This window comes from Corallococcus sp. BB11-1, from assembly GCF_026626625.1.
In the GTDB taxonomy this organism is placed as follows: Bacteria; Myxococcota; Myxococcia; order Myxococcales; family Myxococcaceae; genus Corallococcus; species Corallococcus soli.
In genome coordinates this window covers 240,257-266,886 of sequence record NZ_JAPNJY010000007.1, presented here as the reverse complement: position 1 = coordinate 266,886, position 26,630 = coordinate 240,257, and the positions used below count along the sequence as shown (strand labels likewise).

General features: G+C 69.6%; 23 protein-coding genes and 1 tRNA gene. 17 read left to right on the top strand and 7 right to left on the bottom strand.

Going from position 1 to position 26,630, the window contains the following annotated elements:
- The first annotated feature begins 279 nt into the window (after positions 1–279).
- The 6 genes from groES to OV207_RS08050 all read left to right on the top strand — a co-directional run bounded on the left by groES (position 280) and on the right by OV207_RS08050 (position 6,085).
- Positions 280–570 carry a co-chaperone GroES gene (groES, locus tag OV207_RS08075; protein ID WP_120600169.1) on the top strand — a complete coding sequence of 97 codons (291 nt, stop codon included), beginning with the start codon at positions 280–282 and terminating at the stop codon, positions 568–570.
- Positions 571–617: 47 nt separating this feature from the next.
- On the top strand, positions 618–2,273 hold the full coding sequence (gene groL, locus OV207_RS08070) for a chaperonin GroEL (protein ID WP_193348138.1): 1,656 nt from the start codon (positions 618–620) through the stop codon (positions 2,271–2,273).
- Between the two features lie 197 nt (positions 2,274–2,470).
- Positions 2,471–2,728 carry a glutaredoxin 3 gene (grxC, locus tag OV207_RS08065; protein ID WP_193348137.1) on the top strand — a complete coding sequence of 86 codons (258 nt, stop codon included), beginning with the start codon at positions 2,471–2,473 and terminating at the stop codon, positions 2,726–2,728.
- A 100-nt stretch (positions 2,729–2,828) separates the two neighbouring features.
- The gene (locus OV207_RS08060; RefSeq protein ID WP_267553949.1) at positions 2,829–3,227 is read left to right on the top strand and encodes a hypothetical protein; all 399 of its coding nucleotides are present in this window, start codon (positions 2,829–2,831) and stop codon (positions 3,225–3,227) included.
- Positions 3,228–3,429: 202 nt separating this feature from the next.
- Positions 3,430–4,812 carry a sigma 54-interacting transcriptional regulator gene (locus OV207_RS08055; protein WP_267553947.1) on the top strand — a complete coding sequence of 461 codons (1,383 nt, stop codon included), beginning with the start codon at positions 3,430–3,432 and terminating at the stop codon, positions 4,810–4,812.
- 55 nt (positions 4,813–4,867) lie between these two features.
- Positions 4,868–6,085: a hypothetical protein gene (locus tag OV207_RS08050; protein ID WP_193348134.1), complete on the top strand. Its 1,218-nt coding sequence runs from the start codon at positions 4,868–4,870 to the stop codon at positions 6,083–6,085.
- Positions 6,086–6,191: 106 nt separating this feature from the next.
- Here OV207_RS08050 and smc read toward each other — a convergent pair whose 3' ends face one another.
- A complete protein-coding gene (gene smc / locus OV207_RS08045) occupies positions 6,192–9,800 on the bottom strand; it encodes a chromosome segregation protein SMC (protein ID WP_267553944.1) in 3,609 nt (1,202 codons plus the stop codon).
- Between the two features lie 359 nt (positions 9,801–10,159).
- Between smc and OV207_RS08040 the strand changes: the two genes are divergently transcribed.
- Positions 10,160–10,813 carry a hypothetical protein gene (locus OV207_RS08040; RefSeq protein WP_267553943.1) on the top strand — a complete coding sequence of 218 codons (654 nt, stop codon included), beginning with the start codon at positions 10,160–10,162 and terminating at the stop codon, positions 10,811–10,813.
- A gap of 31 nt (positions 10,814–10,844) precedes the next feature.
- Here the strand turns inward: OV207_RS08040 and OV207_RS08035 are convergent, their stop codons facing one another.
- Both OV207_RS08035 and OV207_RS08030 read right to left on the bottom strand, forming a co-directional pair.
- Positions 10,845–12,215, bottom strand: coding sequence for a hemolysin family protein (locus OV207_RS08035; RefSeq protein WP_193348131.1), 1,371 nt, complete (start codon positions 12,213–12,215; stop codon positions 10,845–10,847).
- A 12-nt stretch (positions 12,216–12,227) separates the two neighbouring features.
- Positions 12,228–13,043 (bottom strand): tetratricopeptide repeat protein, encoded by an 816-nt coding sequence (locus OV207_RS08030; protein WP_120531330.1) that lies wholly within the window; start codon positions 13,041–13,043, stop codon positions 12,228–12,230.
- 62 nt (positions 13,044–13,105) lie between these two features.
- Between OV207_RS08030 and OV207_RS08025 the strand changes: the two genes are divergently transcribed.
- The 5 genes from OV207_RS08025 to OV207_RS08005 all read left to right on the top strand — a co-directional run bounded on the left by OV207_RS08025 (position 13,106) and on the right by OV207_RS08005 (position 18,457).
- A complete protein-coding gene (locus OV207_RS08025; protein ID WP_267553938.1) occupies positions 13,106–14,383 on the top strand; it encodes a CapA family protein in 1,278 nt (425 codons plus the stop codon).
- A 283-nt stretch (positions 14,384–14,666) separates the two neighbouring features.
- The gene (prfA, locus tag OV207_RS08020; RefSeq protein WP_193348129.1) at positions 14,667–15,758 is read left to right on the top strand and encodes a peptide chain release factor 1; all 1,092 of its coding nucleotides are present in this window, start codon (positions 14,667–14,669) and stop codon (positions 15,756–15,758) included.
- Positions 15,755–16,618 carry a peptide chain release factor N(5)-glutamine methyltransferase gene (gene prmC / locus OV207_RS08015; RefSeq protein ID WP_193348128.1) on the top strand — a complete coding sequence of 288 codons (864 nt, stop codon included), beginning with the start codon at positions 15,755–15,757 and terminating at the stop codon, positions 16,616–16,618. Before prfA ends, prmC begins: the two co-directional genes overlap by 4 nt.
- 39 nt (positions 16,619–16,657) lie before the next feature.
- Positions 16,658–17,929 (top strand): UDP-N-acetylglucosamine 1-carboxyvinyltransferase, encoded by a 1,272-nt coding sequence (gene murA / locus OV207_RS08010; RefSeq protein WP_193348127.1) that lies wholly within the window; start codon positions 16,658–16,660, stop codon positions 17,927–17,929.
- Positions 17,930–18,061: 132 nt separating this feature from the next.
- On the top strand, positions 18,062–18,457 hold the full coding sequence (locus OV207_RS08005) for a zf-TFIIB domain-containing protein (RefSeq protein ID WP_267553935.1): 396 nt from the start codon (positions 18,062–18,064) through the stop codon (positions 18,455–18,457).
- A 33-nt stretch (positions 18,458–18,490) separates the two neighbouring features.
- On the opposite strand, the gene OV207_RS08000 is transcribed toward OV207_RS08005, so the two are convergent.
- On the bottom strand, positions 18,491–19,336 hold the full coding sequence (locus OV207_RS08000; RefSeq protein ID WP_267553933.1) for a discoidin domain-containing protein: 846 nt from the start codon (positions 19,334–19,336) through the stop codon (positions 18,491–18,493).
- Between the two features lie 191 nt (positions 19,337–19,527).
- Between OV207_RS08000 and OV207_RS07995 the strand changes: the two genes are divergently transcribed.
- Together OV207_RS07995 and OV207_RS07990 are read left to right on the top strand one after the other, a co-directional pair.
- On the top strand, positions 19,528–21,468 hold the full coding sequence (locus tag OV207_RS07995) for an ABC transporter substrate-binding protein (RefSeq protein WP_267554407.1): 1,941 nt from the start codon (positions 19,528–19,530) through the stop codon (positions 21,466–21,468).
- Positions 21,469–21,526: 58 nt separating this feature from the next.
- Positions 21,527–21,599: transfer RNA gene (locus OV207_RS07990), tRNA-Gly, on the top strand.
- 71 nt (positions 21,600–21,670) lie between these two features.
- Here OV207_RS07990 and OV207_RS07985 read toward each other — a convergent pair.
- Positions 21,671–22,120, bottom strand: coding sequence for a hypothetical protein (locus OV207_RS07985; protein ID WP_267553932.1), 450 nt, complete (start codon positions 22,118–22,120; stop codon positions 21,671–21,673).
- 165 nt (positions 22,121–22,285) lie between these two features.
- Between OV207_RS07985 and OV207_RS07980 the strand changes: the two genes are divergently transcribed.
- The 3 genes from OV207_RS07980 to OV207_RS07970 all read left to right on the top strand — a co-directional run bounded on the left by OV207_RS07980 (position 22,286) and on the right by OV207_RS07970 (position 24,864).
- A complete protein-coding gene (locus OV207_RS07980) occupies positions 22,286–23,383 on the top strand; it encodes a hypothetical protein (RefSeq protein ID WP_267553931.1) in 1,098 nt (365 codons plus the stop codon).
- Between the two features lie 43 nt (positions 23,384–23,426).
- Entirely contained in the window at positions 23,427–23,618 is a 192-nt protein-coding gene (locus tag OV207_RS07975) for a hypothetical protein (RefSeq protein ID WP_267553929.1), read from the top strand.
- 163 nt (positions 23,619–23,781) lie between these two features.
- The gene (locus OV207_RS07970; RefSeq protein WP_267553927.1) at positions 23,782–24,864 is read left to right on the top strand and encodes a helix-turn-helix domain-containing protein; all 1,083 of its coding nucleotides are present in this window, start codon (positions 23,782–23,784) and stop codon (positions 24,862–24,864) included.
- 115 nt (positions 24,865–24,979) lie between these two features.
- Here the strand turns inward: OV207_RS07970 and OV207_RS07965 are convergent, their stop codons facing one another.
- Both OV207_RS07965 and OV207_RS07960 read right to left on the bottom strand, forming a co-directional pair.
- Positions 24,980–25,690, bottom strand: coding sequence for an iron-containing redox enzyme family protein (locus OV207_RS07965; RefSeq protein ID WP_267553925.1), 711 nt, complete (start codon positions 25,688–25,690; stop codon positions 24,980–24,982).
- A gap of 80 nt (positions 25,691–25,770) precedes the next feature.
- Complete coding sequence (locus OV207_RS07960) at positions 25,771–26,577, bottom strand: GNAT family N-acyltransferase (RefSeq protein ID WP_267553924.1); 807 nt, start codon at positions 26,575–26,577, stop codon at positions 25,771–25,773.
- Positions 26,578–26,630 lie beyond the last annotated feature (53 nt).

Sequence of the window (26,630 nt, the reverse complement as noted above, 5' to 3'; positions counted from 1 at the left end):
AACCCGACGACAGCGGAGGTGCCCTGCCGGGCAGGCGTGGCGGGTGGGGAATCTTCCGGGAAAAGTGCAGGCGGGACGGGTGTTTAGCGGCACACCCACCCAAGGACCGACGTCGCTTGACGAGGTGAAGTCCCTGGTTATTATCCGCCGCGACCTGGCGTTAGCACTCACGAGGTGCGAGTGCCAAAGCCGGCGGCCATCAGGCCCTTTTTCAACCCCAGCGGCCTCCCGGACCGGACCCCATCCGGCCCGCCAGACCGTGGTTCACAGGAGCAAGCCATGAAGATTCGTCCCCTGCAGGATCGGCTCATCATCAAGCGCGTCGCCGAGGAGAACAAGACCAAGGGCGGCCTCTTCATCCCCGACACGGCCAAGGAGAAGCCCCTCGAGGGCAAGGTCGTCGCCGTCGGTAACGGCAAGGTGCTGGAGGACGGCAAGGTGCGCGCCATGGACATCAAGGCCGGCGACACCATCCTCTTCAGCAAGTACGCGGGCACGGAGATCAAGCTGGACGGCGAGGATCACCTGATCCTCCGCGAAGAGGACGTGCTGGGCATCATCGAGAAGTGAAGCCCGCCGCACCCTTTTCCACCTTCCACTTCTAGAGGATTCAGACCATGGCGAAAGACATCATTTTTGAAGTGCGCGCGCGCGACGCCATTTTGCGCGGCGTGAACATCCTGGCCGACGCGGTCAAGGTGACCCTGGGGCCCAAGGGCCGCAACGTCGTCATCGAGAAGAGCTTCGGCTCCCCCACCATCACGAAGGACGGCGTGACGGTGGCGAAGGAAATCGAACTGGAGAACAAGTTCGAGAACATGGGCGCGCAGATGGTCAAGGAGGTCGCGTCCAAGACCTCCGACGTGGCCGGTGACGGCACCACGACGGCCACCGTGCTGGCGCAGGCCATCTTCCGCGAGGGCGCGAAGCTGGTCGCCGCGGGCCACAACCCGATGGACATCAAGCGCGGCATCGACAAGGCCGTCGCGGCCATCACGGCCGAGCTGAAGGTCCTGGCGAAGCCGACCAAGGGCAACAAGGAGATCGCCCAGGTCGGCACCATCTCCGCGAACGGTGACACCACCATCGGCCAGATCATCGCGGACGCGATGGAGAAGGTCGGCAAGGAGGGCGTCATCACGGTCGAAGAGGCCAAGGGCCTGGAGACCACCCTGGACGTCGTCGAGGGCATGCAGTTCGACCGTGGCTACCTGTCCCCGTACTTCGTGACGGATCCGGAGCGCATGGAAGTCGTCCTGCAGGACCCGCTCATCCTCATCCACGAGAAGAAGATCTCGTCGATGAAGGACCTGCTCCCCATCCTGGAGCAGGTGGCGCGCGCCGGTAAGCCCCTGCTGATCATCGCCGAGGAAGTGGAGGGCGAGGCCCTGGCCACCCTGGTGGTGAACAAGATCCGCGGCGTGCTGAACGTGGCCGCCGTGAAGGCGCCGGGCTTCGGCGACCGCCGCAAGGCCATGCTCGAGGACATCGCGACGCTCACCGGCGGTGAGATGATCGCCGAGGACCTGGGCATCAAGCTGGACACGCTGACCATCAACCAGCTGGGCCGCGCCAAGCGCATCACCATCGACAAGGACAACACCACCATCGTCGACGGCGCGGGCAAGCAGGAGACCATCGAAGCGCGCGTGAAGCAGATCCGCACGCAGGTGGAGGACACCTCCAGCGACTACGACCGCGAGAAGCTCCAGGAGCGCCTGGCGAAGCTCGTGGGCGGCGTGGCCGTCATCAACGTGGGCGCCGCGACCGAGACGGAGATGAAGGAGAAGAAGGCCCGCGTGGAGGACGCGCTCAACGCGACCCGCGCGGCCGTCGAGGAGGGCGTGGTGCCCGGCGGCGGCGTCGCCTACATCCGCTGCCTCAAGGCGCTGGACGGCCTGAAGCTGCTGGACGGTGAGAAGTCCGGCGTGGACATCATCCGCCGCTCCGTCGAGGAGCCCCTGCGTCAGATCGTCGGCAACGGCGGCCTGGAGGGCAGCGTGGTGGTGAACAAGGTCAAGGAGGGCACGGGCGCCTACGGCTTCAACGCCGCGACCGGGACCTACGAGGACCTGCTGGCCGCGGGCGTCATCGACCCGGCCAAGGTGAGCCGCACCGCGCTGCAGAACGCCGCGTCGGTCGCCTCGCTGATGCTGACCACGGAGGCCATGGTCGCCGAGCGTCCGAAGGCGGACGACGACAAGGGCGGCGGCGGCGGTGGCGGCATGGGCGGCATGGGCGGCATGGGCGGTATGGGCGGCATGGGCATGTAGTCGCCCTCCCCTCCCCTTCGTTCCACGGGGATGGGAATCGGTTGAGCCCGGTGGCCTCCGGCACCCTTTTCGGGTTCCGGGGGCCGTCGTGTTTCAAGGGGCCAGGCACGCCCCGCTGGCGTGGCGTGCCGCGCAACCGGCCCTTACTTTTGGCATCTGGAACGACGTAGGACTCACAGCCCTTGAAGGAGGATTCCGTGAAGCCCGTGAAGATCTACACGACGACCTATTGTGGCTTTTGCGTGCGCGCGAAGGACCTGCTCAAGCGCAAGGGCGTGGACTACACCGAGGTGGACGTCACCGGGGACGACGACGCGCGCGCGAAGCTGGTGGAGATGAGCGGCGGCCAGCGCACCGTGCCGCAGATCTTCATCGGGGACACGCACGTGGGCGGGTACTCCGACCTGGCGGAGCTGGACAAGCAGAAGAAGCTGGACCCGATGCTGAGCGCCTGAGGGCAGGCGGGCGACCGGGCCCCGGCTTGGGGGCGTCGTCGCCCGCCGCCGTGCCTACCTTCCCGCCATGGAGCATCCACCCATCTCACGGGAGGAACACATGGCGGGCGGACAGGAAACCACGGGCACCCGGGACGAGCACCACGACCTCATCAGCACGCTCTACCACCTGCTCAAGGGCGCGTCGGTGAGCGAGCAGTACCTGCGCGACGCGGAGGCCGCGGGCGACCAGGAGCTGGCGCAGCTGTTCCGCGACTGGCAGGACGAGCAGCGCAACCTGGCCGAGCGCGCCAAGAACCTGCTGGGCGCGCGCATGGTGAACGCGCAGGCCGGCACCGGCCGCGCGCCCGCGAAGGGCAAGGGCAAGGCGGGCTCGGCGCGCGAGGTGCGGAGCCCGACGAACGCCAGCGTCAGGTCCGGCGGCGGCCCGGATGACGACTCCGTGGATGAGCAGTCCAAGGAGTCGTTCCCCGCGAGCGACGCACCCGCGAAGTACTGACGCGCACGGGCACGGAGGGAGGCGACACGACGTCCCCGGTGGGGCGCGGGGCCGCCGCCCTTCTGTCTTCACCTTCAACGGACGATTCCGAGGCCACTTCTTCCTCTTGCCCCCTGTGTCCAGTCCCCCCTAAACAGGCGGGACGAGGGCGGGGAGGGGTGCTTCTGCCCCCCGCGACCCGTGCGACGAGGGGTCAGGGATCATGATTGACAGACCGGATGTCACGGAAACCGTCCAGGCGGAGCGCGAAGGGCAGTCCACGCGCGTTCCCCTCCATGAGTGGACGGTGGAGGTGGTGGGGGGTCCGGACAAGGGCAAGAAGGTCACCACCCGGGACTCCCTGGTCCGCGTGGGCTCCGACGCCGCGGGGGACCTGGTGCTGAGCGACCCGACGGTGAGCCGCCGTCACCTGGAGGTGGAGCGGCTGCCGCAGGGCCTGCTGCTGCGCGACCTGGGCAGCCGCAACGGCACGTTCCTCGATGGCCGCCGGGTGCTCCAGGCCTTCGTCACCAGCGGCGACAAGATGGAGCTGGGCAAGACGAAGCTCGCGGTGAAGCTGGCCGCCCGCGCGACGGAGGTGGAGGTCACCGGCACGGAGTCCTTCGGGCAGCTGGTGGGCAGCTCGGAGAAGATGCGCTGGGTGTTCACGGAGCTGCGCCGCATCGCGCGCGAGGACATGAACCTGCTGCTCGAAGGCGAGACGGGCACCGGCAAGGAGCTGGCCGCCCGCGCGGTGCACCAGCACTCGCTGCGCCGCCACGGGGCCTTCAAGGTCGTCGACTGCAACCTCATCTCCGAGGAGAAGGCGGAGCGCGAGCTGTTCGGCGGGCTGCGCGCCGGGGAGCACGAGGACAAGGGCGCGCGCGGCATCTTCGAGGCGGCGCGCGGCGGCACCCTCTTCCTGGATGAAGTGGGCGAGCTGCCCCTGTCCGTGCAGGGCAAGCTGCTGCGCGTGCTGGAGACACGCGAGGTGCCGTCGCTGGACGGCCAGCCCGTGGCGGTGGACGTGCGCGTCATCGCCTCCACGCACCGCAACCTGGAGGAGGACGTGCGCCAGGGCCGCTTCCGCGCGGACCTCTACTTCCGGCTCGCGGTGGCGCGCGTGCGGCTGCCGCCCCTGCGCACCCGGCGCGACGACATCCCCACCCTGTCGCAGGCCCTGTCGCGCGGCATGAAGGCGGCGCTGGAGCTGACGCCGCAGACGCTCGCGCTCTTCGAAGGCTACGACTGGCCGGGCAACGTGCGCGAGCTGCGCAACGTGCTGGAGCGCGGCGCCCTCATGCAGGAGACGGGCAACACCAGCTGGCTGGACTTCCTGGCGCACACGCCCAAGCGCGCGGAGGGGGCCGAGCCCGCCACCAACGTGGCCGCCATCGTCAGCGGCATGCCGTACCACGAGGCGAAGGACCGGGTGCTCGCGGACTTCGAGCGCCTGTACTTCGCGGAGATCATGCGCGAGGTGGCCTTCGACATGAAGGCCGCCGAGCAGCGCACGGGCCTCTCCATGCAGAGTCTCTACCGTCTGTTGAAGAAGAACGGGCTTCGTCTCAAGGACCTCAAGAACGCCGAGGGCCTGGAGAAGTGAGTGCCCCTGCGCAGTCCCAGTCCCCACACGCTCCAAACCGGGAGAACCCCTCACCATGATGCGACGTCTCGCCGTTGCCTCCGTCATCCTCACCGCCGCCTGTGCCGGTACGCAGAAGACCGGTGACGCCCCCGCCGATGGTCAGAAGCCGCTGTCGAAGGAGGAGCGCCTGCGCATCACCAACCAGCCTCCGTTCGACCTGGCGTCCTGCTTCCCGCGCGACCAGGAGCTGCCCTCCCCCGCGAACGAGGGCGTCCTCGTGGGCGCGCTCCTGAGCGTCCGCCCGAACGTGCTGGAGTGCCTGGTGGACCCCGCGAACCGCGGCCCCGCGGCCAGCACCAAGGTGACGGTGAAGACGACCGTCAACGCCCAGGGCGGCACGCACGCCATCACCGGGGAGAACCTCAGCCCGGCCGGCCAGCAGTGCATCCAGCAGGTGCTGGACACGCGCGTGAAGCCCGCGCCGCTGGCGGCGGACGCCAAGCCGGTGGAGGCCACGTACGACTTCGACCACTCCAACGCCAACAACCCCTCCGTCACGATGGGCATCAACGACGGCTCTGACTTCTCCGGCACGGTGCGCCTGGCGGAGAAGAGCTGGTGCGAGTGCTTCAACGGCTTCAAGGCCTCCACGCCGCCGGTGCTGGCCGCCGACATCCACATCATGAAGGGCCAGGGCAACCCCGCGGAGGTCGTCTTCAAGCCCTCCGGCAGCACCGAGGGCGACCAGCTCGCCTCGTGCCTGCAGGCGAAGGTCGCGGCGACGCCCGCGAAGTCCAGCACCGAGCTGAAGTTCCCCTACCGCTTCGTGTTCTTCAACTCCCAGGCCCCGGTGGAGGCCTCCGCCAGCCTGCCGCCGGAGCTGCGCTTCTTCCAGTTGGAGCTGGCGCGCACCCAGTCCGCCGCCGCGTCCGCCATCTCCTTCGGCGCGCGCACCAACGCGGCGGATACGTATGACGCCGTCGTGCAGAAGTACTCGAAGACGAAGGACTACCGGCTCTTCGACGAGCTGTCCGCCAAGTGCAACGCGCTGGTGGAGTCCGCCACCGCCTGGGTGTCCGCGCTCAAGGCGCAGGAGACGGTGGACCAGACGACGCTCGCGCTGGTGCAGGAGCTGAAGGCCAAGGAGGAGGGCTGGGCCCCGGTGGAGACGGCCAGCCAGGAGGCCCTCAGCAACACCCAGAAGGACCTGTCGGCCGCCCAGCAGCGTCTGGCCGCGGACCAGGGTGCGTGCCCGAAGAAGAGCTACAACGCCCCCGCCAAGAAGAAGTAGGCGCAGGGCATGGCCGCCCGCGTGAAGCGGGCGGCTGGAAATGAAACGGGCGCTCCGGGGAACTTCCCGGGGCGCCCGTCTTCTTTCCAGCTTCACCTGCCCCGCGCTACGAGGCGGCGGGGACCTTGTCGTCGTTGTGCGCGGAGGCCTCGCGCATCTTCACGCTGACGAGCTTGGAGATGCCGGGCTCCTCCATGGTGACGCCGTACAGCGTGTCGGCGATCTCCATGGTGCGCTTGTTGTGGGTGATGAGGATGAACTGCGACTGGCTGCTCATCTCCTTCACCATGTCGTTGTAGCGGCCCACGTTGCCTTCATCCAACGGGGCGTCGACCTCGTCCAGGAGGCAGAAGGGCGTCGGCTTGATGAGGAAGATGCCGAAGATGAGCGCCACGGCGGTGAGCGCCTTCTCGCCGCCGGACAGCAGGTTCACGCTCTGGAGCTTCTTGCCCGGCGGCTGGGCGACGATCTCCACGCCCGGCTCGCCGTTGGGCCCTTCCTGGGTGAGCACGAGGCTGGCCCGGCCGCCGCCGAACAGGCGCGGGAAGATGGCCTGGAACTTGTCGTTCACCACGTCGAAGGTCTGCTTGAAGCGCTCGCGGCTCGTCGCGTCGATGCGGACGATGGCCTCGCGCAACTGGCTGATGGACGCCTGGAGGTCCTGGCGCTGCGCGGACAGGAAGTCGAAGCGCTTGGACAGCTCCGCGTGCTCGTCGATGGCGGTGAGGTTGATCTCCCCCATCTTCTCCACCTGCGCGCGCAGGTCCTTGAGCTCCCCCTCCACCTCCGCGGAGAGCGTGGGCAGCAGGTGGTACTGGTGCAGCTCCGTCGCCAGCTCCAGTTGGTAGCGCTCGCGGATGCCGGCGGCCAGGTGCTCCAGCTCCAGGGCGATTTCGCGCTCGCGCAGCGAAATCTGGGACAGGCCCTGCATCAGCTCATCCAGCCGGCCGCGCAGCTCGCGGAAGGCCGTGTCCTGCTCGCGCACCTCCGCGGTGGCGCTGGTGTACGCCGCGCGGCGCGTCTCCAGGGCCTCCGCGGCCACGCGGTGCTCCTCCGCCCGCTGCTCCCGGGTGGCCTCCAGCTCCGCCAGGCGGCGCTCCAGCGCCTCCACCTTGGCGCGGCCCTCCGTGGACGCACCCTGCAGGCGGCTGGTGCGCGCCTCCATGTCCCGGCGCTGCGCCACCAGGCTCTCCAGCTCCTTGCGCGCGGACTCGCCGCGCTCGCTGCCGGCGGCCACCTTCACGCGCAGGCCCATCAGGTCCGAGGCCGCCGTGTCCGCGCGCTGGCGCAGGCCCTCCAGCTCCCCGGCGTACTGGCGCACGCGCTCCTCGCGCGCCTCGCGGTCCGCCTGGCCGTGGGCCACCTCGCCCCGGCTGGACTCCTCCTCGTTGGTGAGCGCGGTGTGGCTCTGGGCGAGCTGCCCCTCCTCGCCCTCCAGCGCGCGCAGCCGCTCGCGCACCTTGGACAGGTCCTCGCTCGCCTTGTGGAGGTCCTTCTCCTGGCTGGCCAGGTTGACCTCCTCCGCGTGCTGCTCCTTGCCCAGGCCCTTGAGGACGGCCTCCGCCTGCCCCATCTGCTTCTGGAGCGTGTAGTGGCGGGTCAAGATCTCGTTGTAGCGCTCCTCCACGCGGGCCACTTCGGACGCCAGCTCCGCGATTTCGCGCTTCTTCTGGAGCGCGCCCACCGCCGCGCCCTCGCGCTCACCGCCGGTGATGGTGCCGTCGGCGCGAAACACCTCGCCCTCCAGCGTCACCAGCGTGCAGGGCACGGGGGTGGCCTCCGCGTACTCGCGGGCGGCGAGCAGGTCCTGGACGATGACCACGTCGCCCAAGAGCAGCCGCATCACCGGCTCCAGGGCGGGCTCGCAGGACACCTCGCGCAGCGCGTGCGCGAGGACGCCCGGGCGCGACAGGTCCGGCTCCACCACGGCGCGGAGCACGTCCCCGGTGGGCACGGGCAGGAAGGTGCCCCGCCCTTCCGCGTGGCCCTTCAGGTACTCCACCAGCTCCAGGCCCTTGTCGCGGCTGTCCACGATGACGTGCTGGAGCCGCTCGCCCAGGGCGGCCTCCACCGCGCGCTCGTAGCGCGGCGACGTCACCGTGAGCACATCCGCCACCAGGCCGAAGATGCCCTGGTCCCGGGCCGCCTCCGCCGCGCGCACCATGACGGCGCGCACGCCCCGGTCGAAGCCGTCGTAGTTCTTCTGGATGTCCTCCAGGGAGGACAGGCGGCTGCGCTTGTCGCTCAGCTCCTCGCGCAGCGCGATGACCTGGACCTCGTTCTCCGTGAAGGCCTCGCGCGTGCGGGTGAGGGCCTCCTCCTCCTGGCCCCGGCGCTCGGCCAGCTCGGACGCCAGGTGGCGGGTGTCCTCCACGTGGCGGGCCGCCTGCGTGCGCACGCCGTCCAGCTCCTGCTCCTGCGCGCGCAGGGCCTCCACCTCACCGGCCAGCTTGGCCCGGCGGGCCTCCAGGTCGGTGCGCTGGCGCGCCAGGTTGGTCAGGTTGCTCTCGTGGTTCGCAAGGCGCGTGGCCACGGCGACCAGCCCGGCCCGCTCCTGCTCCAGGCGCAGCGAGATTTCCGTCTGGAGGACGGAGACGCGGCGCTGCTCCTCCAGGGCCACCGCCATGGCCACTTCGTCTTCCTTGTACGACCCGGCGATGCCCGACAGCTCCGCCTCGCGGGCCGTCATGGTCGCCACCATCTCCGCCTGCCGCGCGAGCAGTCCGTCCAGCTCCGCCTGCGCCTGCGCCACGCGGGTGCTGGTCTCCTCGAAGTCGCGCCGGCCGTACGCCAGCTCCTGCGCGTCGCGCTGCGCGGCGCTCTCCAGCGCGTGCACCTCTCCGGAGAACTGCTGGAGCGCCGCCCCTTCCGCGTCCAGCTCCACGCGGCGCCGGGTGATGACCTCCTCCAGCTCCTTCACCCGGTCCAGGCCCTCGCGCTCCTCGCCGCCCAGGTTCTCCAGCCGCGACTGGAGCACGCGCTTCTCCGCCATCAGCTCCAGCGAGCGGTGGCTGGCCGAGTGCAGATCAATCTCCCGCATGCGCGCCTTGAGCTTGCGGTACTTCTCCGCCTTCTTCGCCTGCTTCGACAGCGTGTCGAGCCGCTTCTCCAGCTCGCCCGTGATGTCGTTGACGCGCAGGAGGTTGGCCTCGGTGGCCTCCATCTTGCGCTCGGCGGCCTTGCGGCGGGCCTTGTACTTGGTGACGCCCGCGGCCTCCTCCAGCAGGTGCCGGCGGTCCTCCGGCTTGCTGGAGACGATGAGGCCCACGCGGCCCTGCTCGATGATGGAGTAGGCCTTGGTGCCCACGCCCGTGCCGAGGAACAGCTCCGTGATGTCCAGCAGGCGGCAGACCGTCTTGTTGATGAGGTACTCGGAGTCGCCGTTGCGGAACAGGCGCCGCGTGACGGTGATCTCCGAGTAGCCCTGGTACTGCGGCGACAGCGTGTCCGTGTCGTCCACCAGGAAGGTGAGCGACACCTCCGCCATGGACAGGGGCGGCTTGTTCTCCGAGCCGTTGAAGATGACGTCCTCCATCCCCCGGCCGCGCAGGTTCTTCGCGCTCTGCTCACCCATCACCCAGCGGATGGCGTCCACGACGTTGGATTTGCCACACCCGTTGGGGCCGACGACGCCCGTGACGCCTTCGTCGAACGAGAAGACGCTCCGCTCCATGAACGACTTGAAGCCGGTGATGTCCAGGCGCTTGATTCGCATGCCAGCGGGCTCCCTACGAGGCGACGGTGAGGCGGATGGAAAACACGCGCGGGGCCGGAAAATCGGCCTCGCAGCGATCGGCAGGAGTACCAGCCACCCCACCGGTGATCAAGGGTGACACTGCACCGCGTGACCCTACGTCCAGTGCTACAGGTTGGTGTGCGAGCAGGCTCGCACCACCCTTGCAAAGCAGCCGACCCACCCTACCTTTCATTCCATCTTTCCGGAGGCGTCCTACGTTTCAGCCCTTGCTAGCCCTGTCGCTCCTCGTGGGCGCGTCCCCGACGTCCCAGGTAGCACCCCGGTCTGACATGGTGGTGGCGGCCACGCCGGCCCCCTGTCCGAACCCCTGGTTCCCCATGGAGGAGGGTCTGGCGCTGACGTACCGCGCCGGCCGGTCCTCGGAGCTCGTCCTGACGACGAAGGACGTCGTGCCGGCGCCGGACGGGACGGTGAAGGCCACGCTGGCGGTGAGCCTCAAGGGGCGCAGCGGCCAGACGGACCTCACCTGCGACGCCACGGGCGTGCGCACGGGCCTGGGCGGCCTGGAGGGCACGCTGCTGTCCGCGTCCGGCATGGACGTGCAGGTGGTGAACGCGGAGGGCGCCGCGGTGCCGGCCCCGTCCGTGATGGTGCCGGGCGGGACGTGGAAGAACAGCCTGTCGGTGAAGCTCCAGCCGCCGGCGAAGAAGGGCGGCCTGCGCCCCACCATCGCCACGACCTTCGACAAGGAGGCCACGGTGCTGGGCGAGGAGGAGATCACCGTCCAGGGGGGCACCTTCAAGGCGCTGAAGATCAAGAACATCACCACGGCCCGCGCAAGCCGCCCCGGTTCGGAGGGGCGCTCCATGGAGAGCCTGATGTGGTTCGCGCCCGACGTCGGCATCATCAAGCTGACGACCGACGGCGAAACCAACCTGGAGCTGCTCAAGGTGGACCGGCCCAAGGCCAAGGTGCAGCCGGCCGCGCTGAAGGGCGGCGCGAAGAAGAAGGCCGGGGCCACCAAGGGCTGAGCCCCGGACAGGGCCGGCCTTCCAGCAGCGCCTACGCCGTCTCGCCGGACGGCACGGGCGGCTCCGCGGGGCGGCTGCCGCCGGGCGCGACGGGGCGCGACTGCGGCTCCACCGTCACGCGCACGACGCGCGGCCCGTCCACCTCCTCCACGAGGATGCGCCACATGTCGAGCTTGAGGTGGTCGCCCTTCTCCGGCACCCGGCCCAGCTTCGTCATCAGGTAGCCGGCGATGGTGGTGACCTCACCCTTCTCGTCGTCGCTCAGGTCGAAGTCCACGTCCAGCTGCGCTTCCAGGTCGTCCAACTGCGCGGTGCCCGGCAGCTCGAAGCGGCCGCCCGGCAGCGCCCGGACCTCCTCCACGCGCCGCCCCAGCTCCGCCACGTCGCCCACCACCTCCGCCACCACGTCCGCGATGGTGACGAGGCCGGACGTGCCGCCGTGCTCGTCCACCACCATGGCGATCTGCCGGCGCCGGCGCCGGAACTCCGCCAATAGCTGCTCCAGCGTCGCGTTCTCCGGGATGAAGAGCACCGGCCGCTGCACCTGCGACAGGCTCCGCAGCTCCCCGCGCGACAGCAGGAAGAACAGGTCCTTCACGTTGACCACGCCCTCGACGTCGTCGAGGTTGCCCCGGCACACCGGCAGCCACGTGTGCCCGGACGCTCTCGCGTCCACCACGTTCTTGTCGAGCGGCTCCTCCACGTCCAGGTAGCGCATCTGGTTGCGGGGGACCATCACCTGCCGCGCCGTCTTCTGCGCCATCTCCAGCGCGCGCTCCAGCAGCTCCGCGCGAGCCGTGGTGATGGCGCCCGCCTGCGCGGACGAGTGCAGGATGAAGCGCAGCTCGTCCTCGCTCGTCGCCTCGTGCGACTCGCCGGCCGAGTGCAGGCCGAAGGCCTTGAGCACCAGCGATGCCAGCCAGTTGAGGAAGCGGATGGCCGGGTAGAACAGGAAGTAGAACGCGCGCATGGGCAGCGCCACCGCGAGCGTCGTCTGCTCCGCGCGCTGGATGGCGAGGCTCTTGGGCGCCAGCTCCCCCAGCACGATGTGCAGGAACGTGATGATGCTGAAGGCGATGACCACCGACGCGCTGTGCGCGAGCGTGGACGCGGCCCCCTCCGGCACCAGGCGCGTCAGCACCGGCTCCAGCAGGTGCGCGAACGCGGGCTCACCCAGCCAGCCCAGGCCCAGCGACGCGAGCGTGATGCCGAACTGCGTGGCGGACAGGTACGCGTCCAGCTCGGTGACCATCTTCAGCGCCATGCCCGCGCCGGGCGTGCCTTCGTCCACCAGGGACTGGAGGCGCGTGGCGCGAATCTTCACGATGGCGAACTCCGTCGCGACGAAGAAGCCGTTCGCGACGACCAGCAGCATCGCCAGCCCCAGGAAAACCCATTCCATGTTGTGCTTCCCTCAGAAGAGGGCTTCGAAGTCCGGATCGCCCTTGAGCACGTCGAACATCGGGTCGGCGGACAGCCAGCCCAGGACCTTCTGACGGTCCGCCGCCAGCGCCTTCTGCAGGTACTGGACGGAGTCCTTCGGACGGCCCCACAGCGCGTACAGCGCCGCCAGGTTGTAGTTGAGCAACAGGTCTTCGGCGTTCAGCGCCCGGGCGCGCTCGTAGGCGCGCTCCGCTTCGGCGTAGAAGCCCTTCTGGGCGTAGCAGATGCCCAGGTCCAGCTGCGCCTCGAAGTTGTCCGGCTCCAGCCGCACCACTTCCTTCAGCTGCGTGATGGAGGAGCGGTAGTCGCCCTCGTCCATCATCAGCGCCGCCAGCTCGTGCCGGGGGAAGGCGTCCTGCGGATCCAGCTCGATGGCGGACTGGAGCTCGCGCATCGCCTCCTCCACCCGCCCCTGGTCCGCGTACGTGAGGCCCAGGTTGAGGTGGGCGTCCGGGTACTCCGGATCCAGCTCGATGGCCTCCTTGTACTCCTCCACCGCCATCTCGCTGGCGTGGGTGGAGAGGAAGCAGGCCAGGTTGTAGTGCGCGGTGGCGCTCTCCGGCTCCAGCTTCAGCGCGGTGAGGTACTCGCCCAGCGCCTCGCGGAACTGCTTCTTCTCCGCGTAGACCGTGGCCAGGTTGTCGTGCGCGTGCGCCGACGTGGGGTCCAGGTCGATGGCCTTCCGGAACTCCTTGATGGCCTCGTCCAGCCAGCCCCGGTCCGCCAGCTCGATGCCGCGGGTGTTGTGCTCATCGGAAAGAGCAATGTTGTCCTTTTCCCGGGCCATGGAGCGCGCGGCAATCTACGCGCCGCGCAATCACCCGTGCAAGGTAGAGTTTCCCCTTGCCCATGCGCCACGCCGCCCTGCTGCTCCTCCTGACGCTCGCCGCCTGTCACCCGCGACCGCTCACCCCCACCTCGCCGCCCCCCGGGCTGCCGACGCCGCCGCCCTCCCCCACGGGCCCCACGCGGGACGAATCCGGCGGGTCCGATACCGGACAGCCCGGCCCGGCCGCCTCCGGCCCCCAGGCCGGCCAACCCGCCGTCCGTGCGCCCGTGCGCCCGGTGACCCTGGTCGTCGGCGGCGACGTGACGGTGGGCCACCACTACCAGACGTACTTCGACGAACAGGTGGGCAAGGGCCGCTCGCGCGAGGAGATGTACGCCTACGGCTTCCGCGAGGTGCGGCCCATCGCGGACTCGGGCGACCTGTTCGTCGTGAACCTGGAGTGCCCGTACACGGACTCCACGCAGAAGCTGCCCAAGAACTTCAACTTCAAGGCGCGGCCAGAGCTGGTGAACGTGCTCAAGGCCGGCAACGTGGGCGTGGTGAGCCTGGCCAACAACCACCTGATGGACTACGGCGAGCAGGGGCTGCTGGACACGCTCACCACGCTGGAGGCCGCGGGCATCCCCTTCTTCGGCGCGGGGCGGAACCTGGCGGAGGCACGCCGCCCGGCCATCCTCACCGTGGGCGGCCTGCGCGTCGCGTTCCTGGGCTACTTCTTCCTGGGCACGCGCAACATCGAGCCGCCCCAGGTCTACGCCACGGACACCACGCCGGGCGTGGCCGGCCACTTCTCCGACGTGGAGGTGATGGAGCGGATGATGGTGGAGGACATCACCGCCGCGAAGGCGCAGGCGGACCTGGTGCTGCCCTTCTTCCACTGGGGCATTGAAGGCCGCACCACCCCGGAGCCGTACCAGGTGCGGCTGGCGCACGCGGCCATCGACGCGGGCGCGGCGGGCGTGCTCGGCAGCCACCCGCACGTGCTCCAGTCCATGGAGCTGTACCGGGGCGCCCCGGTGGTCTACTCGCTGGGCAACTTCGTGTTCGGCGGGAACTGGAACCCCCGGGACAAGCGCAGCGTCCTGTGGCGGGCGCGCTTCGGGTCCACGGGCTATCTGTCCAGTGACGTGCTGCCGCTCAGGACCGACCGCTATCCGGAGTTTCCCGTCCAGCCGGTGCCCGTGACGGGTGCCGAGGCCGAAGGGGTGATGACGCTGCTGCGCACCGCGTCCCAGGCGCCGGGCCTGGAGCGGATGCTGCCCGCGCTCGACCCCGACGACGCCGGGGGAGCAGGGGCCCGGCCGCTCCCCTCCTCCAATGTCCGAGGGGGGGAGTAGCCTGGGTGCTACTTGTTGTTGCGCTGGCCGCGCTTGAAACGGTTGCGGCGGCGCTTCAGCTGCGCCTTCCGCGTCTTGGCGCGGTTGGCGAGCTTCTTCTTGGAACGATTTCCCTTCTGTGCAGGCATGATCGAAGGCTCCGTGTTGGGCGTGAATCGGGCCGCACCGGGCGGCGACGGGGGGCGTTCTTACATGCCCATGCCCAGACGGCCAAGGTTTTCCTTGACGCCCACGGCCCTTGCCACGGGGCGGCCAAAGGGGCAAGACGCCCCGGGACCCACGCATGATTGACAAATTGGAAGAGGTCGAGCGCCGCTTCGAGCGGCTCACGGCCGACCTGTCGAACCCCGAAATCCTCGCCGACACGGCGAAGCTCCAGAAGGTCTCCAAGGAGCGCGCCGCCCTGGAGCGGCTGGTGGAGACGTTCCGGGCCTACCGCAAGGTGCTGGCGGACCTGTCGGAGGTGGAGACCTGGCTGTCCAGCTCCGACCCCGACGAGAAGGCCTACGCGCGCGAGGCCCTGCCCGGCCTGAAGGAGCAGCGCGAGGTGCAGGAGTCCGCGCTGAAGATCCTCCTGCTGCCCAAGGACCCCAATGACGAGAAGAACGTCATCCTGGAGATCCGCGCGGGCGCGGGCGGCGACGAGGCGGCCCTCTTCGCCGAAGAGGTGATGCAGATGTACCTGCGCTACGCGGACCGCAAGGGCTGGAAGGCGGACATCCTGGACATGAGCGCGGGCAATGCGGGCGGCGTGAAGGACGCCACCGTGACGCTGTCCGGCGACGCCGTGTTCAGCCAGCTCAAGTACGAGTCCGGCGTGCACCGCGTCCAGCGCGTGCCGGCCACGGAGACACAAGGGCGCATCCACACCTCCACCATCACCGTGTCGGTGATGCCGGAGGCGGAGGACGTGGACGTGCAGATCAACCCGGCGGACATCGAGATGCAGGTGATGCGCTCCACGGGCGCCGGTGGCCAGAGCGTCAACACCACGGACTCCGCGGTGCGCCTCATCCACAAGCCGTCCGGCATCGTGGTGAAGTGCCAGCAGGAGAAGAGCCAGGGGAAGAACCGCGCCATGGCCCTGCGCATGCTGCGCGCGAAGCTCTACGACATGGAGCAGGAGCGCATCCGCAACGAGCGCGACTCCATGCGCCGGGGCCAGGTGGGCACGGGCGACCGCAGCGAGAAGATCCGCACGTACAACTTCCCGCAGGACCGGCTCACGGACCACCGCATCGGCCTCACCGTGCACAACCTGCCGGCCATCATGGTGGGCAACGTGGACGAAGTGATTACCGCCTGCCGCACGCACTACCAGGCGGAGGCCCTCAAGGCGCAGACGGGCAGCGGGCGCCCCTCCGGCGAAGCATGAGCGACGTCTGGACCATCCGCCGGGTCCTCACCTGGACGACGCAGCACTTCGAGAAGCGTCAGGTGGACGCGCCCCGGCTCACGACCGAAATCCTGCTGGCGCACGTGCTCAAGACGGGCCGCGTGCGCCTATACGTGGACCTGGACCGGCCCCTGGCGAAGGAGGAGCTCACCGCGTTCCGGGCGCTCATCGAGCGCAGGCTCGCGGGCGAGCCCACCAACTACCTGACGGGCACGAAGGAGTTCTACAACCGCCCCTTCAAGGTGGACGCGCGCGTGCTCATCCCCCGGCCGGAGACGGAGCTGCTGGTGGAGGCCCTGCTCCACGCGGTGCCCCGGGACGCGCCGTCGCGGGTGCTGGACGTGTGCACGGGCTCCGGCTGCATCGCCATCAGCGTCGCGGCCGAGCGCCCCCAGGCCACCGTGCTCGCCACCGACCTGTCCCCGGACGCGTGCGCGCTGGCCACGGAGAACGCCCAGGCGCTGGGCGTGGCCGACCGCGTCACCGTGCTCCAGGGCGACCTGTTCAGCCCCCTGCCCCCGGACGCGCGGTTCCAGGTGGTGGTGTCGAACCCGCCGTACATCGACTCGGGGGACATCGCCGGCCTGTCGGCGGAGGTGCGCCGCGAGCCCCGGCTGGCGCTGGATGGCGGGCCGGATGGCCTGGTCGCGTTGCGGCGGGTCATCCAGGGCGCGCGGCGGGTGCTGGAGCCTGGCGGACTGCTTGCATTGGAGATGGGGGACACCCAGGGCAGCGCCGTCCTGGAGCTCCTGCGGGCCGCGGGGTACGCGGACGCGCGCGTGGAGAAGGACCTGGAGCGGCGTGAGCGCATGGCGTTCGGGACACAGCCCGCGGCCTGAGGGCCACAGGGCCGAGGCCCGGAAGAGACACGGGAAGACATGGACAAGATCGTTCTGAAGGGTGGCACCCCGCTGCACGGTGAGGTGGAGGTGTCCGGCGCGAAGAACGCGGCGCTGCCCATCCTCGCCTCCGCGCTCCTGGCGGATGGCACCACCACCTTCCGCAACGTCCCGGACCTGGCGGACGTGAAGACGATGCTGGCGGTGCTGCGCACGATGGGGTGCGAGGCCGAGCGGCTGACGGGCAAGAAGGCCGACACCTGTGAAATCAGCATCACCGGGGACATCACCCCGGAGGCCCCCTACGACCTGGTGAAGACCATGCGCGCCAGCGTCCTGGTGCTGGGGCCGCTCGTCGCGCGCTTCGGCCGGGCGCGGGTGTCCATGCCGGGCGGGTGCGCCATTGGCGCGCGGCCCATCGACCAGCACCTCAAGGGGCTGAAGGCGCTGGGCGCGGACATCCACCTGACCGAAGGCTACGTGGAGGCCCGGGCGAAGCAGCTCAAGGGCGGCATGGTCAACTTCGACGTCATCACCGTCACCGGCACGGAGAACGTGATGATGGCGGCGGTGCTCGCGAAGGGCCGCACGGTGATGGAGAACTGCGCGCGCGAGCCGGAGGTGGAGGAGCTGGCGCGGGTGCTCAACAAGATGGGCGCGAAGGTGGAGGGCGCGGGCTCGTCCGTCATCACCATCGAGGGCGTGGAGTCCCTGAACCCGGTGGACCACGCCATCCTGCCGGACCGCATCGAGGCGGGCACGCTGCTGGTCGCGGCGGCCATCAGCGGGGGCAACGTGCTGGTGAAGCACGCCCGGCCGGAGCACCTGGACGCGGTCATCGACAAGCTGCGCGAGTCGGGCTGCACGATTACCGCGGAGGGCGGCGGCCTGCGCTGCAAGGCGCCCAGATCCCTCAAGTCGGTGAACATCACCACCACGGAGCACCCGGGCTTCCCCACCGACATGCAGGCGCAGTTGATGGCGCTCATGACGGTGAGCCACGGCACGTCGGTCATCTCCGAGAACATCTTCGAGAACCGCTTCATGCACGTGCCGGAGCTGCACCGGCTGGGTGCCGACATCACCATCCAGGGGCACACCGCGGTGGTGAAGGGCGTGAAGGGCCTGAGCGGGGCCCAGGTCATGGCCACCGACCTCCGGGCCAGCGCGTCCCTCATCCTGGCGGGCCTGCGGGCCGAGGGGCAGACCGAGGTCAGCCGCGTCTACCACCTGGACCGGGGGTACGAGCGCCTGGAGCGCAAGCTGCGCGGCCTGGGGGCGGACATCCGACGGGTGAAGGAGCGGGCCTGAGCCCTGGGGGCTGGTCGAACGCCCATTGCCAACAGAAGCAGCCGCATGGGTTGCATCCGAATTTTCGGGCGACCTATCATTCTCCATTCACCGGGGAGCACCGCTCCCCTTTTCCGGAGAATGAGCCGCCCCATGGATTGCCCCGCTGGTTGCGACGTCGAAATGACTGATCTCGAGGGAGATCACGAGACGTTGCGGGAATGTAAAGAATGCGGCGGGCTGTGGATCAACGTCGCGGACCTCAACCGGATCCTCCTGCACAACAACCTGCTCGGGCTCGAAGGCCAGGGCGGCAAGGTGGACGCCGAGGCACTGACCGGGAACTGCCCCGACTGCAAGGTGGACCTGGTGCGCGTCGACGGCGGCGACCGGGCACACCCCCTGCATTTCGACTCCTGCGAGTCGTGCGGCGGCATCTTCCTGGAGTCGGAGTTCGCGGACGCGGCCGACGCCAAGCAGGCCGAAGCGAAGATCATCACCTTCTTCCGCAACTTCGACTCGAAGCGGAAGACCCGGGCCGCCATCTAACCGGCCGGCGCCCGGGCCCTGTCCCGGACGTCGTCAGGGATGGCTGCGGAAGTCGCTCCCCCACTCGGCGGGGAGCGCTCCCTCCAGCGCCAGCGAGGCGGACGCCTTCGGCCCCTCGCCGGCCTGGCTGCGCTCGAAGGCCACCGGCACCCGGCCCTTCTTGGGGATGTCCAGCGTCACGCGGCTGCCGGACACGGTGTAGGTGCCGGTGACGACCGTGGTGGGCTCCGGCGTCTCCAGGGGCTCCAGCGAGAAGCGCCAGGTGCCGTCCACGAAGAAGGACAGGAAGCGCTCCGGGGCGCCCTCGTGGCCACCGAACCAGGTGCCCAGGAGCGGCGCCACGCGCGCGTCGTACTTGAAGCGGGTGGCGAGCGCGGGCGCGTTGAGGGGCTTGCCGCCCGAATAGAGGACCAGGTCGGTGATGCACACCGGCGCGCCCTCCTTCGTGCCGGGGAAGCGGTCGGCGACCTCCAGGATGAAGCGCGCGCCGAACAGCGGCTGCGTCAGGGGCACCGCCTGCAGGCCGCGCTTGTCCTGCACCGTGACGCTGCGCGAGGCCTCCACGCTGGTGAGGGTGAACTTGCGCACCCGGCCGTTGGCCTTGAAGGCGTCGCGGGACGTGCCGTCGCCCGTGTAGACGCGCACCTCGTCCAGGGTGACGGGCTCCTTGAAGCCGATGATGACGTGGGCGGGCTTCTCTCCTTCCGCGCACCACGCGGTGGTGTCGCGGCCGTCCAGCAGGTTCAGGGGCGAGTAGTGGGCCGGACGCGCGTCCTTCTCCACGTAGGCTTCCGCCTGGGCATAGCCGGGGGCGACCGGCGCGGCGGCGAGGACGGAGGGGGCGGCGAGCAGCAGGGAGGCCACGGACAGGCTTCGCATGGGGCGCATTCTGGATCGTCCCCACCCCGGGGCTCCAGTCCGGGTGCGCACCTTCCGCCACCATCGGACCGGAAGCGTCCGGAAGGCTTCGGCGGGGGCCCGGATGAAAGCGCCCCGGCGGGGGTTGGGGGTGCTTGACACCCGGACACCCCCGGGCCGACAAGGCGATGCGACCTGAGGAGGAAGACGTGATGCGACGTTGGGGCTGGGTCTGTGTGCTGGGGCTGGGTCTGGGGGTGGCCGCCTGCAAGAAGGACGTTCCGCAGGAGGTGGACGCGGGCGTCGTGGAGACGGGCCCCACGGCCCTCACCGAACAGGAGCCCAACGAGCGTCCGGACCAGTCGCAGGCCCTCACGCGCGACAGCGTGGTGACGGGGGGCCTGACGGCGGAGCCCAACAAGCTGGACGAGGACTGGTACCGGCTGGCCCCGGGCACGGCGCGCATCGCGGACGTGACGGTGTCCGGCCTCCCGGGCGGGGACATCAAGCTGGACGTCTACGACCAGGACCGCAACCGGCTGGTGGGCGTCAACAGCGACGGCGAGGGCAAGGGCGAGCGCCTCCCCAACCTCTTCGTGGAGAAGGAGCGCTGGGTGGTGGTGTCGCCCGCGCGCAAGGGGATGGGCGGGGCCTACACCCTGGAAGTGAAGTACCGCGCCCCCAACGACGGCGAGGAGCGCGAGCCCAACGACCGCGCCGTGGACGCCGCCGCCCTGCCGCTGGGACAGACGGTGACGGCGTTCCTGGGGCACTCCGGAGACGAGGACTGGTACCGGGTGGAGCTGCCCGACACCGGCACGCCGGGCGGTGAGGCCCCCGCGCAGGCCCCCGGGGCGCCCGCTCCGGCGCCGACGCCCCCCGGCGCACCGGCCCCCACGGGCGCGGCCGTGCCGCCTCCGTCCGCGCCGGACGAGACGCCGGTCATCGACGACGGCACGGCGCCCTCCCCCACCCCGGAGGGCACCTTCGGGGGCAGTGAGCCGCCGGCCTCGCCCCCGGAGCAGCCCGCGGGGGAGATCGCCAGCGAGGCGGCCGCCTCCGCGGTGGTGGACGCGGGCGTCGCGCTTCCGCCCGAGGTGCCGTCGGTCGCGCTGAAGATTGAGCTGTCCGCCGTGGAGGGCGTGCGGCCGGAGATCTCCGTGCTGTCCGCCGCGGAGGCGCCGCTGTTCACGCTCCAGGGCAAGGAGGGCGAGCCGCTGGCGCTGCGCAACATCGGCGTGCGCGCGACGGACCGGGTCGTCTACCTGGTGGTGAAGGGCGGCTGGGTGGGCGCGGGCAAGGCGCAGCGGCGCACGTTCAACGCGCAGGTGCCCTACACGCTGACCGTGTCGCAGGAGGAGGCGGGCGCGCACGCGGAGCTGGAGCCCAACGACGAGCTGCTCAAGGCCACGCCGCTGACGGGCGCGGGCTACCGCGAGGGCTTCCTGTCGCCCAAGTCGGACGTGGACCACTACGTGCTGACGACGCGCGAGCCCATGCTGGCCCGGGTGGAGCTGACGGGCGTGGACCGCCTGGACCTCACGCTGTCCATGGTGGAGCCGCCGCAGGGGGACGGCCAGAAGGAGACGGTCCTGCTGAAGGCGAACGACGGCGCGCTCAAGGAGCCGGAGCGGCTGAACAACGTCGCGTGCAACGGCACCTGCTACTTCCGGGTGGAGGGCTCCTTCCGCAAGGTGGGCGGCAAGTTCGTGAAGGACTTCGAGAACGCGGAGCAGCCCTACCGCATCACCGTCACCACGGTGCCGGACAACGGCAGCGAAGAGCGCGAGCCCAACAACACCGGCGAACGCGCGCAGGACCTGGAGCCAGGCAAGGCGGTGCGCGGCACGGTGTACCCGGCGAAGGACGTGGACTACTTCCGGGTGGACCTGTCCGACCGGCCGGTGCGCACCTCCCTCACCGCCACCCTGCTGGGCATCCTCAAGGTGGACGTGGGGCTGTACCTGCACCGCGTCCAGCCGGACGGGAAGCTGTCGCTCGTGCAGACGTCCGACCGGGCCAAGGGCGACCAGCCGGAGACCATCCGCTACAGCGCCGAGCCGGGCGTCTACCTCTTCGAGGTGCGCGACGCGCGCAACCGCGAGGCCAACTTCCAGGACTCGTACCAGCTGACTGTTGAAGAGGGGGAGTAGCGCCCACTTCTGATTGACAACCTCGAAGCGCGCCCCTACTTTGGGTCTCGCTTCGCCTGCGGTGGTAGCTCAGTTGGTAGAGCACGAGCTTCCCAAGCTCGGGGTCGAGGGTTCGAATCCCTTCCGCCGCTCACTCGTAAAGGCCGGTAGTTCCTGAGGAAACCCAGGACTACCGGCCTTCGTGTTTCCGGGCCCGGGCTCCTCAGTAGCTCTTGCTGTGCTCGACCTTCAGCGCCCCGTCGTTGAACGGGAAGTTCTTCCCCAGGCCCTTCTTCGCGTCCTTCATGGCGGAGGCCTCGTCGGTGCCAAACCCGACGCCCATGGCGCGCCCGGCGCAGCCCGCCTTGGTGACTCCGGCGGACAGCACCACCAGGTACCGGCCCAACGGCTCCTTGGACTTCTTGAGGTTGTCCTTGTGGTGGAGCCGCTTCAGCGTCGGGTACCGCGCCCGGGCCTTCTCCTCGGCGGCAGCGCGGACCTTGTCGCCCTCACCGACCTCCACCACGTAGCCGAGCGCGCTCGCGCAGCTTCCCTCCGTCGTGACCACGACGAGCGTGTGGATGCTGTCCGCGGCAAGGGCCGGTGCGGCGCCGAGAAGCAGCGCGGACACCAGCGCCAGACGCGGTACGGGCTTCAGCATGGACATCGACATGGGTGTTCCTCCTCGGCGGCAAACTGCCGACTGTACCGGCGCCACCGCTCTCACGCCCTGCTCAACGCGCACGCCCTATTTTTTTCACTCTGGCTGACTAATTGTGTTTTCTTTGTATTCCAGTTCGTGGACTGGGAAAGGCTCGTCCACCCCAAGGAGCGTCACGTGAAGCTTTGGAACGTTGGAGCGCTGGTGCTGGTTGGCATCCTCACGGGCTGTGCCCCGCCAGAGCTGGAGGCCCTGCCGGCGGAGCCTGAAGCGGCCCTGGACTCTCAATCCCAGGCGCTGTCCTACCCCAACGGGAGCAGCCGGACGGTGGTGTCGCGGCGCGTCGTCTACAAGAACGCGTCCGGCGGCTACCAGGCGGCGGCGGGCTTCGAGCAGTTCCGCGCGGCCGGCGCCTCCGACGGCACGCTCCACACCATCCGCATCGCCCAGGTGGAGGCCCCCAGCGTGCGTGAGGCCATCGTCTTCATGACCGCCGGGCAGAAGATTTCGAGCAGCGGCCACTCCAGCGGCGTGACGGGCCAGTCCTCCAACTGGGACGCGTCCTGTGACGGCGTCTCCTGCGCCAACGTGGTCCTGGATGGCCGCTCCCTGGCCATGAAGCTCCATGCCCTGGGCTGGTTTCCGCCGGGGAGGACGCACCTGTCCGTGGTCAACGACAACAACTTCGACCACCTGTTCGACAGCGACACGAAGCAGCGCATCGTCAACGGGTTCGTCCACTGGCTCCAGGCCCAGGTCCGGCCCGAGACGCGGTCCATCTACCTGGCGGGCAGCTCCCGCGGCGGGTGTCTGGTGATGCGCATCGCCCAGGCGCTCCGCGCCAACACGGCGCTGGATGGCATCAACGTCTACGTGTCGTCGCTGGATGGCGTGTGCAGGAACAGCCAGGGCGAGCTGGGCACGTTCGACACCAAGGTGAACAACCCCGTGCGCCCCTGGGGCACGTTCTACGGCGCGTGGGCCACCAACCTGTCCGCCCAGTTCCCCCGCCGCGACAGGCTGCACATGTATCAGGTGGTGGGGGGACAGGAGGTCGCGCCGGCCACCGGCATCCGCGCCTTCTCCGGGTACGCGGGCGCCACGCCTCCCTCGACGGGCAGCCACCTGGACTGGGGCTGGTACAAGCAGACCTGGGTGAAGTGGCAGCACAAGGAGATTGGCAACCCGTACACCGACCCGAGCACGTCGGAGCAGCCGCTCGCCGTCTCGGAGACGATTGACGCGCAGCTCACCTGGCTGGACGGCCTGCTGTAATCGAGCGGGTGCTGATACGCCCCAGGGCGGAGGAAGCACCGCGATGAACGAGCACGACATCCACGAAGCATGGCCTGCCCTTCGCGCGGAGCTGGAGGAGATCGGCGCGAAGGGCTGGACCGAGTTGGTCGGGATGAAGGTGGCGTGGGGCCGCGGCACGTATTGGCTGGCGCTGGGGGAGACGTTCGCGCCGGCGCCGGGAACCATCGAGGGGCTGGATGCGTTCCTGGGCTGAAGCACGGGCAGGGAGCCATCAGGCCCGAGGCGAATCACACCCTCCCCTGTCAATCCCCCGCAGGGGTGAGGGACAGGATTTCAGTCCGTACCTATGGATGAGAGGTCGCCACATGCAAAACTGTGGCGTGGCCACAGCCTCGGGAGGGCGGATGTCCGGTTCAATGAATCTCAATACCCACGAGCTCATGCTCAGGGACAGGGTCATCTCGGCGCTCAACAGCTCCCTGTCCTTCCCCCAGGTCCTCGAAGCCGCGCGAGCGCCCCTCCTCGAGCTCGCTCCGTCCGACTCCGTGGCCCTGTGCCTCATGCGGACCACGCCTGTCCTCGACTTCAAATGGCTGGTGCCGGGCCACCCCATCCCCCTGCTCGAGCATTACGCCAGCGTGTCCGACCATGACTTCGTCCGGGCCCCCATCTTCGCCCGGCCCAACGAGGTCATCCTCGATGAGGAGATGCTCCCTCGCAGGGAGTACGAGCACAGCCTCCTGTATCAACGCAGCCGGGAGCTGGGGCTGGGCCTGGAGCACGTCATGGCCGTCCTGCTCCCCATCCGCCCTGACTTCCTCGGCGCCCTCGCGCTCTACCGGACCCGGCGACGCTCCTTCTCCTCCCGGTGCGCCGCCATCCTCTCCAGCCTCAACCCGCACCTGGTGAACGCGGTGCGCAACTGCAGCGACGTCCAGAGCCTGGCCACCGGCGCCCAGCTGCTCGAAGAACTCTACGGCCGCCCCGACACCGCGGTTCTCGTCGTGGAGCCTCCCTCCCGCGTGGTGATGTGCTCCAAGCACGCCGGCTTCCTCCTGGAGCGGTGGTTCACGCCCTCTGACCTCCACTCCTCCGGACTCCCCCTGCCGCTCAAGGAGCGGCTGGATGCCCTGATTCTCCTGGGCGCGGATTCGCGGCTCGAGAAGAACGTCTGGTACTCCCACCAGCCGGATGGCTACCGCACGGTCCGGTTCATCGAGCTGCCCGCCCGCGAGGGGCCGCGGCAATGGGCCCTCCTGATGAACGAGCTCCCCATGTCCATCCCGCTCCCCGTGGACATGAGGCGCAAGCTCACCTCCAGCGAGGCCAACGTCGCGAAGTACCTGCTCCGCAGCTGGTCCAGCGAGCAGATCGCCAGTGAGCTTGGCATCAAGGTCTTTACCGTGGATACCCACGTGCGAAACATCCGCGAGAAGCTGGGCATCGACAGCCGCATGGACCTCCTCTACCTGGCCGCCCGCTTCAACAAACCCGTCTGAGGCCGCAGGCACGCCCCCGCGTCTGGAAGGGGCGGCTTCAATGGAACACATGGGAAGGCGCCTCCCGAAGGCCAGGGGCTGAACGGGAGGTTCTCCCTCTTGCCTGCGGTTGTCTCTACTTCGGGAGCGGGAGGCCGGAGGGGTCCCCCTGCCGGAAGATGCCCGGGTAGATGCTCCGGGTGGCCCGGGCCGAGAAGAGGATCGCCGCCTGCTCCTCCGGGTCCGTCAGCCGCCCCAGGATCTCCGCCATCTCCGCCACGTGGTCTCCGTCCAGCGCCCCATGGCTGCGCAGGAACGTCACCGACTTGTGGATGTTGGGAATGGACGCCACCGCCTGCAGTCGCTCCGCCCCCACGCCCGCCCGAGTCTGCGACAGGTACTCCAGCACGTACGCGGTCCCCAGCACCGCCGTCGGCACGCCCGAGCGCGACGTGAAGAAGTTCCACCCCGTGTAGGCATCCACCGCCGGGCTCCGCGCCGCCGCCTCCACCTGCTCCTGCGAGCACCCCAGGTTCTTCAGGTCCGACAGCAACCACAGCTCGTGCCCCCGCTCCTCCCCGGCCTTCTGGATCAACAACTCCGCCAGCTCCAGGTGCCGTCCCAACCGCTTCAGCCGCTCCCCCGCCTCGCCGAGGATCGGCGTGCTCCAGCGGGCGTAGTGATACGTCTGGATGAGGTAGTGGATGTATCCCGCCGCGTCGATGGTGCCGTTGAAGAGGCGGCTGGCGTCGGGATGCGCATCCACGGCCGCCACCAGCCCTCGCGCCTCCTCGTCCAGCACCGCCACCCACTGCGTCCCCGTCTGACTCTCCGTTTGTGTTTGCACGTACGTCTCCCGTCCGGGGCGCGTTGGGCTCCCGGTTGTTGCGTGTTGAAGGTGAAGGGAAGGAAGAAACCGCCCCGGGCCTAGACGGCGGGGCGCGCGCCGTTCTCCAGCGCGAGGAAGCGCGCGACGGAGTCCGCCGGGATCTCATCGAGCGCGATGACGAGCGGCAGCGTGAACCACTGGAAGTACGTGTCGAAGAGCGGCTGCGCGATGAAGCGCGCCCCCAGCGACCGGGCGAAGAGCGAGGGCGCCCTGGGCAGCCGCAGTCCGTCCAACGCCCCCTGCTCCGCCTGCGCCCGCTCCTGGGGCGTGTAGAAGGGACTGCGGGGCTGCGCCGGGGCCTGCCACGGCTCAGGCACGCCCACCCGCCAGCGCGGACTCAGCCATCCCCGGGAGGCCGCCACCCGCCACGACAGCAGCGCGTCCTCGCGCGAGTCCGTGTCCAGGTTCGCGGACGCGATCCAGTGCGTCACCCCGCGCCGCCGGCTCTCCACGTACATGCCCGCCTGCAACCACGAGACGGCCTCGGAGCGCCGCCACGGCTCCAGCACGCAGAAGCGCGAGGGCTCCGCGATCACCATCTCCGGCTGGATCACCCCGGAGAGGTCCACCCGCTGCTCCATGTCGATCCCCACCGTTCCGCCCTGGCTCGCCGCCATCTCCGGGTTGGGCAACAACAGCCGCAGCGTCGCCACGGGCTCGGCGTCGGCATAGACGAGCAGGTGCACCGTCGTGTCGAGCGTGTCCAGGGACGTCACCTCCCGCCGCGAAGCCGACGGCTGCCCGGACAGCAAGCCCAGCTCTCCGCCGAAGACAGCCCAGCGGACGCGAGCCGCGTCATCGACTTCCCGCTGCGTGGTGGCAACCCGCCAGTGCATGCACGTCATGAATCTTCTCCCGGTAGCGAAGCGGGGCCGGCGTCACGCCGCCCTCCCCCATT

Excerpts from the sequence above, each read along its gene's own strand:
- groES (WP_120600169.1), top strand. The coding sequence starts at position 280 with ATGAAGATTCGTCCCCTGCAGGATCGGCTCATCATCAAGCGCGTCGCC.
- groL (WP_193348138.1), top strand. The coding sequence starts at position 618 with ATGGCGAAAGACATCATTTTTGAAGTGCGCGCGCGCGACGCCATTTTG.
- OV207_RS08060 (WP_267553949.1), top strand. The coding sequence starts at position 2,829 with ATGGCGGGCGGACAGGAAACCACGGGCACCCGGGACGAGCACCACGAC.
- OV207_RS08055 (WP_267553947.1), top strand. The coding sequence starts at position 3,430 with ATGATTGACAGACCGGATGTCACGGAAACCGTCCAGGCGGAGCGCGAA.
- OV207_RS08050 (WP_193348134.1), top strand. The coding sequence starts at position 4,868 with ATGATGCGACGTCTCGCCGTTGCCTCCGTCATCCTCACCGCCGCCTGT.
- smc (WP_267553944.1), bottom strand. The coding sequence starts at position 9,800 with ATGCGAATCAAGCGCCTGGACATCACCGGCTTCAAGTCGTTCATGGAG.
- OV207_RS08040 (WP_267553943.1), top strand. The coding sequence starts at position 10,160 with ATGGAGGAGGGTCTGGCGCTGACGTACCGCGCCGGCCGGTCCTCGGAG.
- OV207_RS08035 (WP_193348131.1), bottom strand. The coding sequence starts at position 12,215 with ATGGAATGGGTTTTCCTGGGGCTGGCGATGCTGCTGGTCGTCGCGAAC.
- OV207_RS08030 (WP_120531330.1), bottom strand. The coding sequence starts at position 13,043 with ATGGCCCGGGAAAAGGACAACATTGCTCTTTCCGATGAGCACAACACC.
- OV207_RS08025 (WP_267553938.1), top strand. The coding sequence starts at position 13,106 with ATGCGCCACGCCGCCCTGCTGCTCCTCCTGACGCTCGCCGCCTGTCAC.
- prfA (WP_193348129.1), top strand. The coding sequence starts at position 14,667 with ATGATTGACAAATTGGAAGAGGTCGAGCGCCGCTTCGAGCGGCTCACG.
- prmC (WP_193348128.1), top strand. The coding sequence starts at position 15,755 with ATGAGCGACGTCTGGACCATCCGCCGGGTCCTCACCTGGACGACGCAG.
- murA (WP_193348127.1), top strand. The coding sequence starts at position 16,658 with ATGGACAAGATCGTTCTGAAGGGTGGCACCCCGCTGCACGGTGAGGTG.
- OV207_RS08005 (WP_267553935.1), top strand. The coding sequence starts at position 18,062 with ATGGATTGCCCCGCTGGTTGCGACGTCGAAATGACTGATCTCGAGGGA.
- OV207_RS08000 (WP_267553933.1), bottom strand. The coding sequence starts at position 19,336 with ATGCGAAGCCTGTCCGTGGCCTCCCTGCTGCTCGCCGCCCCCTCCGTC.
- OV207_RS07995 (WP_267554407.1), top strand. The coding sequence starts at position 19,528 with ATGCGACGTTGGGGCTGGGTCTGTGTGCTGGGGCTGGGTCTGGGGGTG.
- OV207_RS07985 (WP_267553932.1), bottom strand. The coding sequence starts at position 22,120 with ATGTCGATGTCCATGCTGAAGCCCGTACCGCGTCTGGCGCTGGTGTCC.
- OV207_RS07975 (WP_267553929.1), top strand. The coding sequence starts at position 23,427 with ATGAACGAGCACGACATCCACGAAGCATGGCCTGCCCTTCGCGCGGAG.
- OV207_RS07970 (WP_267553927.1), top strand. The coding sequence starts at position 23,782 with ATGAATCTCAATACCCACGAGCTCATGCTCAGGGACAGGGTCATCTCG.
- OV207_RS07960 (WP_267553924.1), bottom strand. The coding sequence starts at position 26,577 with ATGACGTGCATGCACTGGCGGGTTGCCACCACGCAGCGGGAAGTCGAT.